This window comes from Kribbella sp. CWNU-51 (genome assembly GCF_054073265.1).
Map to the genome: position 1 here is coordinate 1 of NZ_JBSXMZ010000043.1, position 15,695 is coordinate 15,695.

At 69.0% G+C, this 15,695-nt stretch carries 14 protein-coding genes and 1 pseudogene; 8 read left to right on the top strand and 7 right to left on the bottom strand.

The features are described 5' to 3' along the window. Window positions 1-201: 201 nt before the first annotated feature. On the bottom strand, window positions 202-639 hold the full coding sequence (locus tag ACXC9Q_RS33690; protein ID WP_457060699.1) for a type II toxin-antitoxin system PemK/MazF family toxin: 438 nt from the start codon (window positions 637-639) through the stop codon (window positions 202-204). 72 nt (window positions 640-711) lie between these two features. Here ACXC9Q_RS33690 and ACXC9Q_RS33695 point away from each other — a divergent pair, with 72 nt between their 5' ends. Beyond that, window positions 712-2,079 carry an MFS transporter gene (locus ACXC9Q_RS33695; RefSeq protein ID WP_457060700.1) on the top strand — a complete coding sequence of 456 codons (1,368 nt, stop codon included), beginning with the start codon at window positions 712-714 and terminating at the stop codon, window positions 2,077-2,079. Here ACXC9Q_RS33695 and ACXC9Q_RS33700 read toward each other — a convergent pair. Then, window positions 2,061-2,987 carry a GNAT family N-acetyltransferase gene (locus ACXC9Q_RS33700; RefSeq protein WP_457060701.1) on the bottom strand — a complete coding sequence of 309 codons (927 nt, stop codon included), beginning with the start codon at window positions 2,985-2,987 and terminating at the stop codon, window positions 2,061-2,063. The genes ACXC9Q_RS33695 and ACXC9Q_RS33700 overlap by 19 nt on opposite strands. A gap of 116 nt (window positions 2,988-3,103) precedes the next feature. On the opposite strand from ACXC9Q_RS33700, the gene fdxA reads away from it, so the two are divergent. Further along, window positions 3,104-3,430 carry a ferredoxin gene (gene fdxA / locus ACXC9Q_RS33705; protein ID WP_131285641.1) on the top strand — a complete coding sequence of 109 codons (327 nt, stop codon included), beginning with the start codon at window positions 3,104-3,106 and terminating at the stop codon, window positions 3,428-3,430. A 129-nt stretch (window positions 3,431-3,559) separates the two neighbouring features. Here the strand turns inward: fdxA and ACXC9Q_RS33710 are convergent, their stop codons facing one another. Together ACXC9Q_RS33710 and dapD are read right to left on the bottom strand one after the other, a co-directional pair. Then, window positions 3,560-4,537 carry a hypothetical protein gene (locus tag ACXC9Q_RS33710; protein ID WP_457060702.1) on the bottom strand — a complete coding sequence of 326 codons (978 nt, stop codon included), beginning with the start codon at window positions 4,535-4,537 and terminating at the stop codon, window positions 3,560-3,562. A gap of 91 nt (window positions 4,538-4,628) precedes the next feature. Continuing rightward, the gene (gene dapD / locus ACXC9Q_RS33715) at window positions 4,629-5,567 is read right to left on the bottom strand and encodes a 2,3,4,5-tetrahydropyridine-2,6-dicarboxylate N-succinyltransferase (RefSeq protein WP_457060703.1); all 939 of its coding nucleotides are present in this window, start codon (window positions 5,565-5,567) and stop codon (window positions 4,629-4,631) included. Between the two features lie 100 nt (window positions 5,568-5,667). Between dapD and ACXC9Q_RS33720 the strand changes: the two genes are divergently transcribed. The 5 genes from ACXC9Q_RS33720 to ACXC9Q_RS33740 all read left to right on the top strand — a co-directional run bounded on the left by ACXC9Q_RS33720 (window position 5,668) and on the right by ACXC9Q_RS33740 (window position 12,303). Beyond that, window positions 5,668-6,513, top strand: a complete 846-nt coding sequence (locus tag ACXC9Q_RS33720; protein ID WP_457060704.1) for a nucleoside hydrolase — start codon at window positions 5,668-5,670, stop codon at window positions 6,511-6,513. Between the two features lie 41 nt (window positions 6,514-6,554). Continuing rightward, complete coding sequence (locus tag ACXC9Q_RS33725; RefSeq protein ID WP_457060705.1) at window positions 6,555-7,385, top strand: phosphotransferase family protein; 831 nt, start codon at window positions 6,555-6,557, stop codon at window positions 7,383-7,385. Beyond that, the gene (locus tag ACXC9Q_RS33730; protein ID WP_457060706.1) at window positions 7,382-8,275 is read left to right on the top strand and encodes an NAD-dependent dehydratase; all 894 of its coding nucleotides are present in this window, start codon (window positions 7,382-7,384) and stop codon (window positions 8,273-8,275) included. The genes ACXC9Q_RS33725 and ACXC9Q_RS33730 overlap by 4 nt, the downstream gene beginning before the upstream one ends. 360 nt (window positions 8,276-8,635) lie before the next feature. Next, entirely contained in the window at window positions 8,636-11,629 is a 2,994-nt protein-coding gene (locus ACXC9Q_RS33735; protein WP_457060707.1) for a GH92 family glycosyl hydrolase, read from the top strand. 50 nt (window positions 11,630-11,679) lie between these two features. Continuing rightward, window positions 11,680-12,303 carry a GNAT family N-acetyltransferase gene (locus ACXC9Q_RS33740; protein WP_457060708.1) on the top strand — a complete coding sequence of 208 codons (624 nt, stop codon included), beginning with the start codon at window positions 11,680-11,682 and terminating at the stop codon, window positions 12,301-12,303. Between the two features lie 317 nt (window positions 12,304-12,620). Here the strand turns inward: ACXC9Q_RS33740 and ACXC9Q_RS33745 are convergent. The 3 genes and pseudogenes from ACXC9Q_RS33745 to ACXC9Q_RS33755 form a co-directional block, all read right to left on the bottom strand. Continuing rightward, window positions 12,621-13,502 (bottom strand): annotated as a pseudogene (locus ACXC9Q_RS33745) (LacI family DNA-binding transcriptional regulator); the annotation flags it as partial. Window positions 13,503-13,577: 75 nt separating this feature from the next. After that, the gene (locus ACXC9Q_RS33750; protein WP_457060709.1) at window positions 13,578-14,246 is read right to left on the bottom strand and encodes a maleylpyruvate isomerase family mycothiol-dependent enzyme; all 669 of its coding nucleotides are present in this window, start codon (window positions 14,244-14,246) and stop codon (window positions 13,578-13,580) included. After that, entirely contained in the window at window positions 14,237-14,920 is a 684-nt protein-coding gene (locus ACXC9Q_RS33755) for a pyridoxine/pyridoxamine 5'-phosphate oxidase (RefSeq protein ID WP_457060710.1), read from the bottom strand. Before ACXC9Q_RS33755 ends, ACXC9Q_RS33750 begins: the two co-directional genes overlap by 10 nt. 35 nt (window positions 14,921-14,955) lie before the next feature. Between ACXC9Q_RS33755 and ACXC9Q_RS33760 the strand changes: the two genes are divergently transcribed. Further along, window positions 14,956-15,693, top strand: a complete 738-nt coding sequence (locus ACXC9Q_RS33760) for an ABATE domain-containing protein (protein ID WP_457060711.1) — start codon at window positions 14,956-14,958, stop codon at window positions 15,691-15,693. The last annotated feature ends 2 nt before the right edge of the window (window positions 15,694-15,695 follow it).

The window sequence follows — 15,695 nt, forward strand, 5'->3', positions numbered from 1 at the left end:
CAACTTCCGCCCCATCACAACACCCTCCAACAATCAGGCGTTGCAACAATCCCCTGAATCTGCCCACCCGATCCGGGACGAGATCCTCCCCGCCCGGCTGGCAACCGGCACAACGGGACCGGCTGCCGGGACTTGAACGCGGCGAACCAACCCACCCACGGATGCGTCAGAAGAACCGGATATCCCCTTGAATGACGGGGGTCAGCTGCGGTGGATTTTGTGGAGTTCGGCGGCTACCTGGTTGAAGAGGTCTTCGCCGATGGCGGCGCCCTCGCGGCGGACCTGACCTGGGTCGATCCGGAGGACCCGGTCGAGCCGGACCTCGCTGCGGCGGCCCTCTTTATCCCAGGCGCCGCCGCCGATGTCCATCCAGATCCGCCCCCAGCGTGCCTCGTCGGCGGCGTCGCGATCGTGGTCCTTGCTGGTCAGGATCAGCGCCAGCAACCACGGTCCGTCCGATCCGACGACCAGCACGGGCCGGTCCTTCCCGCGGGTGAAGTCCTCCTCGAACGGCACCCACGTCCACACGATCTCGCCCGGATCCGCCACCCCGTCATCCGGGTGCGGCGTGTACTCGACGTGCACGGTCCCCTCGAAGTCCCCGGCGTACTCCGGCCGCTCCACCACGTGATCCGCCATGCCACCCGAGGTTAGCGCCCTCACATCTCAGCGCCCTCACACCGTTCCAACTCCGTGGAAAACACCGTGCACGTGGAAACCCGACCAGCCAACCGGGCCGCGATCCTGACCGTCCTGCTCACCGGGCAGTTCATGGCGAACATCGACACCGCGGTCGCGAACATCGCCGGCCCGTCGATCGGCGCCGATCTGCACGCCTCCGCGGGCGCGGTGGGTCTGGTCGTCTCCGGGTACGTCGTCGCCTTCGCCGTACTGCTGATCACCGGCGCCCGCCTCGGCTCGTCGCTCGGCTATCGGACGACGTTCCTGCTCGGCCTGACCGTCTTCACCGCGGCCTCGCTGGCGTGCGGCCTCGCTCCGAACATCGTCACCCTCGTCGTGGCCCGCTTCGTCCAGGGCGCCGGCGCCGCGCTGATGGTTCCGCAGGTGCTCAGCGGCATCCAGTTGCACTTCCAGGGCCGGGACCGGCTGAAGGCTCTCGGCTACTTCTCGATCGCTCTCTCCGGCGGTGCGGTCGCCGGGCAGGTGCTCGGCGGCGTCCTGATCGCGGCCGACCTCTTCGGTACCGGCTGGCGCCCGATCTTCCTGGTCAACGTCCCGATCGGCATCGCACTCGCCATCGCCGCTCGCCGGGCGCTTCCCGCCGACCCCGACGGCCATCGCGATCGCCTGGACCTGCTCGGCGTACTCAGCTTGTCCACAACGGTTCTGCTCGTCATCGTCCCGCTCCTGCTGGGCTCCGAGCGCGGCTGGCCCGCCTGGTCCTGGGTCTGCCTGGTCCTGAGCCTCCCGGCCCTCGCGCTCTTCGAGTACGGCGAACGCCGTACAGCCGCACGTGGTGGTCGCCCACTGATCGCCCGCCAGGTCCTCCGCAACCCGTCCGTCCGGGCCGGCCTGCTCGCTCACGGCTGCACGTCGGGCACGTACTTCGCCCTGCTCTTCGTGCTCGCCCTCTACCTGCAGGACGGCCTCCACAAGGGCCCTGCGTACTCGGGCTTCGCCATGGTCGTCTGGGTTGCCGCCTTCGGTCTGGCCGGGCCCATCCTCCCCAGACTGCGCAGGGGAGTGCGGTGGATGCCGGTCATCGGCTGCCTGGTCCTGGCGGTCGGCTATCTCTCCGTGCTGGCCTATCTGCTGCTGGGCGGCCGTAGTGGGCCACTCCTCTTCGCACTGCTCGGCGTCGGCGGCCTAGGCCTGGGGATCAGCGCCAACACCCTCATCGGTGCAATCACCTCGAGCACGACCCCGCAGTACGCCGCTGACCTGTCCGGGGTGGTCGCCACCAACGCACAGCTCGGCGGCGCACTTGGCGTCGCTCTCGCCGGCTCTACGTACGCCGCGTTGGCTACTGACCCCGGTCACGCGCTGGGCGTCGTACTGGCTGGGTTGATCGTGCTGACGCTTGTTGGGGCCGGTGCGGCTCAGCGGCTCGTCAGATAGCGGTAGCGATACGCCTCGCGGTAGCCCAGGCGGGTGTAGGTGGCCAGGGCGGGTGCGTTCTCCTCCAGCACCTCCAGATAGGTACGGCGACCCCCCAGCGGGCCGGACCAGCGGGCCAGGGCCTGCAGGATCGCGGTGCCGAGGCCTCCGCGGCGGTACGCGGCGTCGACACGGATCGCGTCGGCACCCAGCCAGTGGCCAGTCATCGATCCACGTCCCACCGCGGCCGTCGCGCCGTCCAGCGTGATGGAGGCGAACACGGCCTTCGGAGCGCCCTCCAACACGGCCGGTGCCGACTCGGGCACCGGCCCGTCGAACGCGGCCGCGTACCACGCGTGACCCGGGTGCTCCGCGACCAGTACGTCGTACGGCGGCGCAGCGTTCACGTGGTCGAGCGTGGTGTGCATGACGAGTACGTCGGACTGCTCCGGGCGGGCGTCGATCCACCCGCACGCACGGAGCTCCTCCGCCTCGGGGCTGCCGAGCCGGACCAGGGCCTGCGGGGGCAGGCCCCGCTCGTCGTAGAAGGCCTCAGCGTGCTTGAGGGCCTCGGTCACGGGTATCCCGGGGCTCCCGGCCGGCAGCAGCGAGTTGCCCCGGCCGGTCCAGCCTGAGGATGCCCGGAGCAACCAGTGGCCGACGTACGACGTCTCGACCGCGGGGCGACCCAGTGCGGTGGTGAGGAACAACTGCTCGACGTCCACCGGCCGCAGCGGCATTTCGGGGATCGTTTTCGCCGCCGTCACGTCACCGGCCTGGATCTGGTGCACACTGGCATCAGCGTGGCGAACGACCAGGCCGGCGGGATTCCAGGACTCCAGTACTCCGATCACGTCGGTGAGGCCGCCCGGAATGCGGTGCCGGACCACTACACGGTGGCCGATATCACGGGCGCTCAGGCCTGACACGATGCGGACTCCTGGCAGAGTGGGCGAAGTACTACCGTGATACTAGAGACCTTGCACCACCGCATCGCAGCACCCCAAGTCGAACGCTGCGCTTGCCTGCCATAGGAGGAGTAGCAGTGACCTACGTCATCGCGCAGCCGTGTGTTGACCTGAAGGACCTCGCGTGTGTTGAGGAGTGCCCCGTCGACTGCATCTACGAGGGCAACAGGATGCTGTATATCCACCCTGATGAGTGCGTCGACTGCGGAGCGTGCGAGCCGGTCTGCCCGGTCGAGGCGATCTACTACGAGGACGACACTCCGGAGCAGTGGAAGGACTACTACACCGCGAACGTCGACTTCTTCAACGACCTGGGCTCGCCCGGCGGCGCGTCGAAGATGGGCAAGATCGACAAGGATCACCCCTTCATCGCCGCGCTCCCGCCGCAGGAACACGACGAGTGAACAGCTGAAAAGCAGAGGCGGAGTGACAGCCGCCCTGCCCCCGCAGGAACACGACGAGTAACTACCTGACTGCACACTGAGGCGGGGCGTCCAGATGGACCCCCCGCCTCAGGCTTCACAGGCGGAGAGCTACCGGGCCAGGACGTCGACGTGGACGTGGTCGAGGTGGCGGAGGATGGCTGGGTCGCCAGACCGCTCGGGAGGGGTGTAGTCGCGCCAGCCGCTGTCCGAGCGGCCCCCGGCGGTCCAGATCTTGTCGCTGAAGATGACCGTCTGGATGTTGAGCAGCTGGGCCCGGGCCACCAGGTACTGCGCCATCGCCCAGCCCTTGGTCGTGTTCGGCACGGAGATCGGCCGCACGAACACGTCGACCGCCCGGCCGTCGTAGTGCGCCGAACCCTCCGTGTGTCCGCTCCGCACACCACCCGCGGCGTACCCTCCGGTCGGCAACGTGCCGAAGGTCCGGATCAGGTCCTTTCGTACGGCGTCCGCCCGCGGTGGCAGCCCATTCCGGCCGACCGTCTCGGCCGGCACGGAGTCCGTGTTCACCGTGCAACTGAAGACACTCTTCGACTGCCCGGTCAACGCCGACGCCAGGACCCGCGCGTCCGCCTCGTGATCGGCGTACGCGTTGGGGAACGCGCTGCGCTGCACCCGGTCGGCCGCGACCGTGACGGAGAGCTTCTGGTAGTTCTTGATCTTCACCAGCGCGTCGTAGAACTTCCCGGCCGCGTAGTGCGGATCCCGCACCTGCGCCACGGTGCCCCAGCCCTGCGACGGCCGCTGCTGGAACAATCCCAGCGAGTCCCGGTCCCCGTGCGCCAGGTTCCGCAGTCCGGACTCCTGATACGCCGTCGCCAGTGCGATCGTCGCCGCCCGCGCCGGGAGCCCCCGTCGTACGGCGACACCCGCGATGATGGCCGCCGACTCGGCCTGCTCCAGATCCAGTACGACGGTCTGCCCGTTGACCGTGGCCTCGCACTGCTCCTGTGGGGGCAGGATCGACGCGATGTTCTTCCCGCCGATCCACGCGATCCCGACGCCGACGGCCAGGCTGAGCGCGCCTATCGCACCCAGGGCAACCACGACGCCCCGCTTCATCGGCATACCGCTCCCAACGTCCGGGGGCGGTGGGCGGGTTCCGATCTGCCGGTCACGAAGTGATTGACGTGCACAACCTCACATTGGTTGGCGCCGATCACGCGTTGGCGTGCAGGGCTTCGTTCAGCGTGATGCCCTCACCCTTGCGCGGCCGCGCCTCGACCGCTCCGGTGACCGAGTTGCGGATGTACAGCAGACCGGGCTGCCCTGACAGGTCGCGGGCCTTCACCACGCCGCCGTCCGGGAGGGTGACCTTGGTGCCGGCGGTCACGTACAGCCCCGCCTCGACCACGCAGTCGTCGCCGAGCGAGATGCCGGTGCCGCCGTTCGCGCCGAGCAGGCAGCGCTTGCCGATCGAGATGACCTGCGTGCCGCCGCCGGACAGGGTGCCCATGATCGACGCGCCCGCTCCGATGTCGCTGCCGTCGCCGACCACCACGCCGGCCACGATCCGGCCCTCGACCATCGACGTCCCGAGCGTGCCGGCGTTGAAGTTCACGAAGCCCTCGTGCATGACCGTCGTCCCCGCGGCCAGGTGCGCGCCCAGCCGGACCCGGTCGGCGTCACCGATCCGGACCCCGCTCGGTACGACGTAGTCCGTCATCCGGGGGAACTTGTCGACGCTGGTCACCGACAGGTGCTGACCGGCCGCGCGGGCCCGGAGCCGGACCTGCTCGATCTCTTCGACCGGGACCGGACCGATCGACGTCCACGCGTTGTTCGGCAGGGCGGCGAAGATGCCGTCCAGGTTGAGGCCGTGCGGGCGGACCAGGCGGTGTGACAGCAGGTGCAGCCGCAGATACGCGTCCGCGGTGCCGGCCGGCGCCTGGTCCAGCGCGATCTCGGCCGCCACGACCTCACGCCGTACCTGCCGCAGTTCGTCATTGCCCTCGGCGGCGATCAGCTCGGCGGGCGCCTTCGCGCCGGCCGGCTGCGAGCCGAGCTCAGGCGCCGGGTACCAGACGTCGAGGACGGTGCCGGCGGCGGTGACGGTGGCGAGGCCGAAGCCCCAGGCGTGCGTGGCGTTCTCGGTCATACCCCCAGCCTGCCAGACTGCTGTCCGGGCCATCGAACCCGACCGCTATCCGAGCGGCCGGCACGCTCGGTGACCGGCGCCACCGACCGGAAGGATGCCGATGACGACCGCTCTGACCCTGGACACCGACATCGGCTCCGATGTCGACGACGTCCTGGCCCTGGCCACGATCTTCGGCTCACCCGAGCTCGACCTGGCCGCCGTGACCACGGTGTACGGCGATACGTTGCTCAGGGCAAGGATGGTCGCGCGGGTGACCGGCGTGGCCGGCCGGGAGCCGGGGCTCGTGGTAGCCGGACGCGCCGAGACCCGCTCCGGCCGGGCGGTCTGGTGGGCGGGACACGAGGGCGCGCTGCTGCCGGACCTCGAGCGGGAGAAGGTCGACATCGAGGCCGACCCGATCGACGTACTCGCGACCTCGCCGACGGTCGTCGCGGTCGGTCCGCTCACCAACGTGGCCGAAGCCGTGGAGCAACCCGGCCGGGTTGTCGAGCACTTGTTCCTGATGGGCGGCGACTTCTCGCCGAGCGAGGTCGAGCACAACATCAAGTGCGATGTCGATGCGGCCGCGGTGGTGTTCGCCAGCGGGGTCCCGGCGACCGTGATCGGGCTCGATCAGACGACCCGGATCCGGCTCGGCGGCGCGGTGGTGGCGGAGATCGAGGCCGCCGGGCCGCTCGGCCAGTTGCTCGCCGCGGAGATGCGGCAGTTCTGGAAGTTCACCGCCGAGGACTCCAACGTGCCGCACGACCCGGCCGCCGTACTGATGCTGACGGACCCGGAGTTGTTCACCTTCGCGACCGGCCGGATCGAGGTCGACCCGACCGGGCTCACCCGCTTCACCCCCGGCGACGGGCCGCACCGGATCGTCGCCGATCTCGACACCGGCCGGGTCGGGCGGCGCATCGTGGACCGCATCCTCACGGCGTGCCGGGCGACCGGCTAATTCGGCGGCGCGCGTACGGGCGGTTGTGATCTACTCGTCGAATGCTTCCCGCCTGGCTCCCGAGCGTTCCAGTTCTCCGGGCGACCGAGGCGCCGTCGGTCGACGCGTTGAGTGGTGAGCTGTTGCGGCAGTGGGGATCGTCGGAGGTGTGGCGGCTGTCGTACGGGTTGCGCAGTGTGATCGTGAAGCGTGGCACGGACGCGCAGTCCGGTGAAGGTACGGCGTACGAGCGGTTCGTGATCCCGTTGGGCCTGCCTGCTCCAGAGTTGATCGCGTCGGCGGACGGCGTACTGGTCCTGGCGGATGTGGGACGGGTGACGCTCGAACAGGAGCCGTCGGTGGACGGGTTCGTGGCCGCGGCCGACGTGCTGGCCGCTATCCGGCGTACGCCCGTCGAGGGAACGAGTGGGTTTCCACCTGAGCATGTGAAGGAGCTGGCCGGCCGGATCGGCCGGATCTCCTTCGATATCGGCCCGTTGACGGAGGCGTTGGCCGCGCTCCACCGGGACGTCGCGTTGCACGTGGTCCATGGTGACTTCGTGCCGAAGAATCTGGTCACGGATGGCACGCGATGGACTGCGGTCGACTGGCCGCTCGTGTACCTCGCGCCGCACCTCAGCGACCTCTACACGCTGGTCCGCGATGCCGTTGCCCTCGGCCACGACCGCGAACCGATCGTGGCCCGGTACGTCGAGTCCGCCGGGGCGGATCCGTTCCTGGTCGATCGTCAGGTGACGGTCGGCGGCGCGTGCTTCTGCCTGCGGGCGCTGGACTTCGTGGTCGCCGAAGGTGTCAGGACGATCCCCGGTTCCGAGGACTGGATCGACCCGCTGCTGGCCGAGCTCGAAGGTCTCGTGGAGCAGCTCCCGTGAAACTTCTCGTCCTCGGCGGCACCAAGAACCTCGGCCGCCACGTCGTCGAAGCCGCCCTCCGCGACGATCACGAGGTGACGCTGTTCAACCGCGGCGTTACGAATCCCGGGCTGTTTCCTTCGGTACGCCGCTTGACGGGTGAGCGCGCGGATCCCGGCGTACTGGCCGCGGGCGAGTGGGACGGCGTCATTGACATGTCCGGTTTCCTGGTCCGCGACGTACGCCTGAGCGCGGGGGTGTTGCGGGACCGCGTCGGCCACTACACCTACATGTCGTCGATCGCCGTCTACGCCAGCAAGACCACGCCGGGCATGACCGAGTCCGCACCTCTCCTGCCGTGGCCGGTCGGTGCGCCCGAAGACCACTTCACCATGGACCTCTACGGTCCGTCCAAGGTCCGCTGCGAGTCGTTGCTATCAGCCACTTTCGGCGACCGCACCGCCGCCGTACGCTCCGGCTTCGTCGTCGGCCCCTACAACCCGGACTTCGGCAACTGGGGCTGGGCACTGGCACACAACACCCCCATGGAATGCGCGGCCCGCCCCACCCAACCCATCCAGTACGTCGACGCCCGCGACCTGGCCGCCTTCCTTCTCCACCTCACCGTCAGCGGTCACCCCGGCCCTTTCAACGCCGTCGGTCCCACCCGCACGATGGCGGACCTGGCCGACTCCTGGCGCTCCGTCGTACCCGACCCACCGCCCATGAACTGGTCCCCCACCGTCGACCGCTTCTACCTCCCCCACGACGGCACCAACGACGGCACCTTCCAACTGGACAACACCCGCGCCCGCACCGCGGGCCTCCGCCTACGCCCCGCCGCGGAATCCGCCCGCGACTACGTGGTTTGGGTCCAAGCTGGCAACACCCCACCACCCCCACCCCACTGAGTTCGGGGCAACCTCGCGCTTCCCGCCTGAACGCCAGGGCGGATCTGCCGCACTCACCAACTCCAGCAATCAGCCACCATCAGCCGCGGCTTGAGCGTGCCCAACCCCGGTCCCACGCAGTTGGTGAGTGCCACACGTCCGCACCGCTACCCATCGTGGCCGTGGAATGTTTGGCAGTTGGCAAGCGGCCGTCCAGGATGGAAACATCCCGCCGACTTCGGCGCACTGATACGTAACATTGCGCCCGTGATGATTGAGGTAGGTGGAGGTCCGGGTGGGCCGACCAGTCCGGAGGCCGGGTTCAGCAGCGTGGAGGGGACTCGGTATACGGGAACCAGCGGTGGGCGGCAGGAGGGTGGGGTGCCGGTCGCTGGTGGTGTGGTCCGGGCCGGTGATCGGTTGCGATACATGGTCTATCCGGAGCTTGATGAGCAGCTGAGTTACGCGGCGACGTACGTCGTGGTGGATCTCGTCTTCGCGGACGGGAGCCGGCTGTCTGAGCTCGGGGTCGTGGATCAGTACGGGATGGCGTTTGACGCGGCTGGGCAGGGGGCCGCGAAAGTCCTGTACGCGAATCAGTGGAATGACGTGCAGGTGGACCTGACCGCGGCTGTCGGGAAGACGGTTGAGCGGGCGCTGGTGGTGGTCGAGGCGCCTGGCTCCGGGGTGGAGTTCCAGGGGTGGGTTGATGACGTCGAGGTTGGCCCGGCGCCTGAGGTGCCGGATGGGAGCGACCTGCTGGCGTACGTCGACACGCGGCGCGGGACCAACGCGAGTCACGACTTCTCACGCGGGAACACGCTGCCGATCACAGCTTTGCCGAACGGGTTCAACTTCCTGACGCCGGTAACGGACGCGTCGACCCATCGGTGGCCGTACGAGTATCACCGCGCCAACAACGCGGATAACCGCCCGGAGCTTCAGGGGTTGGCGTTCTCCCATCAACCGAGTCCGTGGATGGGTGATCGCGACCAGCTGACGATCATGCCGGTCGCCGCCGCGGAGCCGCTCGGGGATCCGGCCGAACGCGCCGCCGCGTTCAGCCACGACGACGAGATCGCCCGGCCGGACGTCTACTCGGTCGACCTGACCACTGGCGTCCGCGCCGAGCTCGCACCGACCGACCACGGCGCGATCTTCCGCTTCACCTACCCGGCCGACGCACCCGGCCGGCACCTGGTGTTCGACACCATCGACGAGAACGGCGCCTTCGCGTACGACGGGACCGCGCTGACCGGCTGGGTCGAGAACGGCTCGGAGTTCGGCCGGACCCGGATGTACTGCTACGGCGTCTTCTCCTCCGCCCCGACCGGCTTCGGACCGACCACCGGCGGCCGGGACAACGCCCGGGCGGCGACGTTCGACGTACCGGAGGTGACGCTGCGGATCGCGACCTCGTTCATCGGCGTCGACCAGGCCCGGCACACCCTGGAGCTCGAAGGCCGCAGCTTCGACGACGTCCGGCAGGCCGCGAACCAGGCCTGGAACGAACGCCTCCAGGTGATCCGGCCCGAGGGCGCGACCCAGCCGCAACTGCGCACGGTCTACGGCAACCTCTACCGACTCAACCTCTACCCGAACTCGTACTTCGAGAACGCCGGCACCCACGACCAGCCCGATTTCCGCTACGCGAGCCCGGTGCTGCCGACCGAAGGTACGGCGACCGATCGAGACACCAATGCGGTTGTCAAGCCGGGCAAGATGTATGTCAACAGCGGCTTCTGGGACACGTATCGCACCGCGTGGCCGGCGTACGCGTTCCTCTATCCGGAGCTGACCGCCGAACTGGTGGACGGCTTCGTGCAGCAGTACCGCGACGGCGGCTGGATCGCTCGCTGGTCGTCGCCGGGTTACGCGGACTGCATGACCGGGACGAGCTCGGACGTGTCGTTCGCGGATGCCTATCTCAAGGGTGTTGCGCTGCCCGACCCGTTGGCGACGTACGACGCCGGTCTGCGCAACGCGACCGTCGCACCGACCGAGACCGAGGTCGGCCGGAAGGGTTTCGCGAGGGGGCTGTTCGCGGGCTACGTGAGCACGGACACCGAGGAGAGCGTGTCGTGGTCGTTGGAGGCGTACCTCAACGACTTCGGGCTCGCGGCGATGGCCGAGCGGCTGTCTCTCGATCCGACGGTTCCTGAGGAGCGACGGGCTCGGTTGCGTGAGGAAGCGGCGTACCTACGACGGCGGTCGCTGAACTACGTGCTGCTGTTCGACCCGGACATCAACTTCTTCCAGGGCCGGCGGCCGAACGGGCGGTTCGCGAAGACGCCGGCCGAGTTCGACCCGTGCGAGTGGGGCGGCGACTTCACCGAGACCGACGGGTGGAACTTCGCATTCCACGTCGCCCACGACGGTCGCGGTCTCGCCAATCTGTACGGCGGTCCCCGCGGTCTGGAGGCGAAGCTCGACGAGTTCTTCGCGACGCCGGAGCTGGCGACGAAGAAGGGCACCTACTCGATCGTCATCCACGAGATGCTCGAGGCCCAGGCCGTCCGGATGGGCCAGTTCGGCTTCAGCAACCAGCCGGCGCACCACATCGCCTGGATGTACAATTACGCCGGCGCCCCCCACAAGACCCAGGCCATCGTCCGCGAGGTCCTGCAGCGTCTGTACGTCGGCGAGCAGATCGGCCAGGGCTACCCCGGCGACGAGGACAACGGCGAGATGTCCGCGTGGTACCTCTTCAGCGCCCTCGGCCTCTACCCGCTCCGCGTCGGCGCACCGGAGTACACCATCGGCTCACCCCTGTTCTCCCGCGTCGTGGTCACGCCGCTTGGCGCCGACCCCATCGTCATCACGGCGACCAACCCCGAGCATCCCTATGTCCAGGAACTCCACGTCGACGGCAAACCATTGCCCACAGCATCGATCACCGACGCCGAACTGCGCGGAGCTCGCCAGATCGACTTCGTCCTCGGGCCGAACCGTTCCGATTGGGGCACCCTGGGCACCCCACCCGCCGTCACGACGGACGACGCGATCCCGACGCCCTTGATCGACCTGATCCCACGCCGGTCCGATCCGCTCTTCGACGACGACTCCGCAACCGAAACCCACTTCGACACGGGCACCCCGACCATCACCTGGTCCCTGCCCGAGCCGGCCACCGGCGCCTTCTACACCCTTACCTCGGGCCACTCCGAAGGCGACCCCACAGCCTGGCGCCTCGAAGCCTCCACAGACGGCACAACGTGGTCGGTCCTCGACGAGCGCACCGAGCAGTCGTTCGTATGGCGCCGCCAAACCCGCCCATTCACGATCGCTGCACCAGATTCGTACGTGCACTACCGCTTGGTCATCACGGCGTCGACCTCCGTCGTCAGCCTCAGCGAGATCGAGCTACTTACCTGATCATCGGCACCGGGACCCAAGGCACTGATTGCGCGCACTAGCATCACGGCATGCCTCTGCTCGTTGATCCGGCCTTGTCACAAGGAACACTGCGGGACGTCGCGCAGCCGCGGCTGACGACCAACGACGGACTGGTACTGCGGCCGTGGCGGCGGAGTGATGCCGACACGGTGCGGACCGCGTTCGCCTGTTCCGACATCCAGCGTTGGCACGTCCGGCGATTCGACACTCTCGAGGAGGCAGGTGAGTGGGTCGGGCAGTGGGCCGATGGCTGGGACAGCGAGACAGCGGCGAGCTGGGCGGCCGTCGATGGCGACGACCAGCCGCTCGGCCAGGTCGGACTGCGCAACATCTCTCTGGCCGAGGGCTCAGCCAGCCTGTCCTACTGGGTGACCCCGGCGGCCCGGGGCCGAGCCATCGCCGCGAGATCAGTGGAGGCCTTGTCTGCCTGGGCTTTCGGGCAGATCGGGTTCAACCGGCTGAACATCCACCACTCCACCTCCAACACCGCGTCCTGCCGGGTCGCCGAGCGCACCGGATACCGGCTCGAGGGCACGCTGCGGCAGGCGATCAAGCACGCCGACGGCTGGCACGACTGGCACCTCCACGGCCGCCTGCGCACCGACAGCCGCCATTCGGAACCAGCAGGAGTTGTCAGGGGACCTTCGCGCTGAGAGATCGGGTCGTGTCTGGCGAAGCCCGGCCGGTGCGGATGCGGCGTGTCCAGGTGGGATATCACTGCAGGTATGCCCACCGTCTTTCTCGTTCGCCACGCCGAACCCGGCTCCCCGCAGATCGACGCAGAAGGCTGGCGGGGTCCCGCCCGCCGCCCCGTGACCGGAATGCTCCGCAAAGCGCGACCCGTGTCGTTCTTACTTGTTGCTTGGGGCTGAGGTGGCTCGGATGTGGAGTTCCGTGCGGAGCGTGACAGTTGACGCGGGCGTCCGGGGGAGGCGGTCCGGTCCTTCAGTAACAGGCCGGCGGTGCGGCCCAGTTCGTACGTCGGCTGTGCCACCGTCGTGAGGCTTGGTACGACGAGGTCCGCCCACGGGATGTCGTCGAAGCCGACCACGGCGATGTCGTCGGGGGCGCGCAAGCCCTTTCTCGCCAGGCACTCCAACGCGCCGACCGTCATCAAGTTGTTGGTGGCGAACAGCGCTTCCGGCGGTTCGGGCAACTCCAGCAGGCTTTCCATCGCGGCGTACCCGCCGGCCTCGCGGAAGTCGGCGTGGCGGACCAGGTCTTTGTCGTAGCGGATGCCGCCGGCCCGGAGCGCCGACCGGTATCCGGCGAGCCGGTCCATCGCGGTGCTGACCTTGCGCGGACCCGTGATGCAAGCGATCCGCTGGTAGCCGCCGTCGATCAGGTGGTTGACGCCCTCGCGCGCGCCGTGCTCGTTGTCGACCAGCACGGTGTCCGCCTCGATGCCATCGACGCGACGGTCGATCAGGACGAGCGGGATCTTCGCGTCCGCGAGCAGTTGCACGCCTTCCGCCGTACTGGTCGGGGAGATCACCACACCCGCCATCTGGTCGGTCAGCACGGCCGACGCGTACGCCGCTTCTTTCGCCGGGTCCTCGTCGGAGTTGCATAGGACAACGTGGTAGCCCTCGGTCTGGGCGACGTCCTCCAGGCCACGGACGAGCGAGGTGAAGAACGGGTTCTCGATGTCGGAGATGACCACGGCCCACAGGTTCGTGCTGGACTTGCGCAGGTTGCGGGCCACGCCGTTCGGGCGGTAGCCGAGCTCGGCGACCACGGCGCGGACCTTCTCGGACAGCTCCGGATCCACGGTGCGCCGGCCGCTCAGCACCCGCGAGACGGTCGCCGGAGACACGCCGGATCTACGCGCGACGTCGTAGATCGTCGTCATGCCCGCTCCCCGCTGGAGGTTCGATGGTGCTCTGGATCGCACTCTAATCCCGATCCAGAGCAGAGCGGTCAGGGTTCAGGGCCAGGGGAGTAGGTCGGGGGTGGGGCCGGTGATCGGGCCGGGGGGTGTGCGGCCGGCGTACCAGGCGGTCAGGTCGGTGAGGGTGCCCGTGAGGACTCGATCCTCGCCGGTGCCGGTCTCCCAGGTGGAGCCGTTGTCGGGGTGCAGGACGAGGTGGATGGCTTTGGGGGTGCGGGGGCGGAGGAAGTCGAGGAGATGGAGGCAGAAGGCGGGGGACCAGTCGGCCGGGGTGATGCCTAGGTCCAGGTCGACGGTGTGGACGGCTAGTTCGCGCCAGGTGGCGTTGAGGCCGGCGGAGAGGTTGCTGTTGCGGTGCAGGATGGGGCGGGTCCAGTCGTCGGGGCCGACCTTGTCCCAGGCGGTGACCAGGGCAGTTGTCGCGCGTTCCAGGTGGGTGGTCAGCTCGACGGCGGAGCGGTGGGCGCCGGCTTCGATACCGGCGTCGCGGGCTGGGCGGCCGCCGTCGTACATCTCGACGACGCGGCCTTGCAGAGCCTCTTCGACCTGGCGGGTCATGGCCTCGGAGACGTTGGCGATGTGGGTGATCACGTGACCGCGAGACCAGCCGGGGAGGCCGGACGCGGCGCGGGCGGTGGCGTCGTCGAGGTCCGTGAGCAAGGTGTTCAGCCGGGCGACGGCGGTCTTGACGTCGGTCAGGGCCACAAGCGCTCCTTGATCCAGTGGTTCGGCTCATCCAGGCGGTAGCGGAGGCGAAGGTGCCGGCGGTCCGGATCCGCCTGCCAGAACTCCATTTCGTCGGCCCGCAGCGTGTACAGCGTCCAGCTCGGCGCTACGAGCCCGGGGTCAGCAGTCAACCGCGCGGTCTGCTCGGCGTACGCCGTCGCGAGATCGGAGGGATCGTCCAGTACGCCGCTCTGCCGCGCAGCCAACGCCTCGGCGCGCGCCGGCATCGGGCGAGCGAGGAAGTCGCGCGCGGAGTCCACCGGGTCGGCTGGCGTGACACTGCCCTTCACGCGCACCTGGCGCCCCAGCGGGATCCAGTAGAACGTCAGCGCGGCGTACGGGCAGGCAGCGAGCTCTTCACCCTTGCGGCTGGCCGCCGACGACGCGAACTGCAGCCCGTCCGCCGTGACGTCCTTCAGGATCAACACCCGGCCGTTGGGCCGCCCGTCCGCACTCACCGTCGACAGGGTCACGGCGCACGGCTCCGGGATCTGCCGATCGACGGCGGTCAGCAGCCAGTCGACAACAGTTCGTACGGCGACTCCGGGGCGCGCGTGGGGTCGAACGGGGGCGGAGTGCCAGTCAGCGTGGGGACTGCGCGCAGCCTGGTCCGGAGGTCGGTCACGAATCGAGACCCTAGGCCACCAACTCATACGGCAGCAACCGGATATCCCATTAGACTGCCCACATGAGTACGTTGGCTTTCGCTCTCGCGGCGACGATCAAGCACGACGGACAGGGCGGTGTCGCCGACCTGTTGGCGACTCCCGCCGAGGCCACTGCCTGGCTTGACCAGCACCACGACCTGGTCACCGAGGTCCTCGGCCGTCCCCTCGACGCCGTGGACGACGCGGGCGTGGACGACGCGGGCGTGGACGACGCGGGCGTGGACGACGCGGGCGTGGACGACGCGGGCGTGGACGAGGAGGACTCGGACGAGGAGGACTCGGACGAGGAGGACTCGGACGACGCGGGCGTGGACGCGCGGGATGCGCACGCGGTCGTGCGCGACGAGCTGGTGCGCGTTCGGCGTGCGGTGCGGGCGCTTTTCGCCCGAGCAGTCGCGCCAGAACCGCCCAGCAAGGCGGACGCGGATCGGTTGATGGACGCCGACGCTGCGCTGCGGTTGGTCAATCGCGCCGCCGACCGGCTCGGCACGATGCAGCTCGACTGGCCCGACGACGGCCCGCCCATCACGCGCTGGGCCGGCCGGACCGAAGACCCGGTCGCGCTGCTGGTCGCTGCGGTCGGGCGGTCCACGATCGACTTCCTGTCCGGACCGGACCGGGTGCGGCTCCGCGCGTGTCCGGCGGCGCGGTGCGTCAAGTACTTCCTGCAGGACGATCCGCGCCAGCTGTGGTGCTCACCATCCTGCGGTAACCGTGAGCGCGTGAACCGCCATTACCGCAAGCGTCACGGCCTATAGCC

What these genes read in the sequence shown, in the direction of transcription:
- ACXC9Q_RS33760 (WP_457060711.1), top strand. Translation starts at nt 14,956, where the DNA reads ATGAGTACGTTGGCTTTCGCTCTCGCGGCGACGATCAAGCACGACGGA.
- ACXC9Q_RS33725 (WP_457060705.1), top strand. Translation starts at nt 6,555, where the DNA reads ATGCTTCCCGCCTGGCTCCCGAGCGTTCCAGTTCTCCGGGCGACCGAG.
- dapD (WP_457060703.1), bottom strand. Translation starts at nt 5,567, where the DNA reads ATGACCGAGAACGCCACGCACGCCTGGGGCTTCGGCCTCGCCACCGTC.
- ACXC9Q_RS33740 (WP_457060708.1), top strand. Translation starts at nt 11,680, where the DNA reads ATGCCTCTGCTCGTTGATCCGGCCTTGTCACAAGGAACACTGCGGGAC.
- ACXC9Q_RS33755 (WP_457060710.1), bottom strand. Translation starts at nt 14,920, where the DNA reads ATGAGTTGGTGGCCTAGGGTCTCGATTCGTGACCGACCTCCGGACCAG.
- ACXC9Q_RS33720 (WP_457060704.1), top strand. Translation starts at nt 5,668, where the DNA reads ATGACGACCGCTCTGACCCTGGACACCGACATCGGCTCCGATGTCGAC.
- ACXC9Q_RS33710 (WP_457060702.1), bottom strand. Translation starts at nt 4,537, where the DNA reads ATGCCGATGAAGCGGGGCGTCGTGGTTGCCCTGGGTGCGATAGGCGCG.
- ACXC9Q_RS33690 (WP_457060699.1), bottom strand. Translation starts at nt 639, where the DNA reads ATGGCGGATCACGTGGTGGAGCGGCCGGAGTACGCCGGGGACTTCGAG.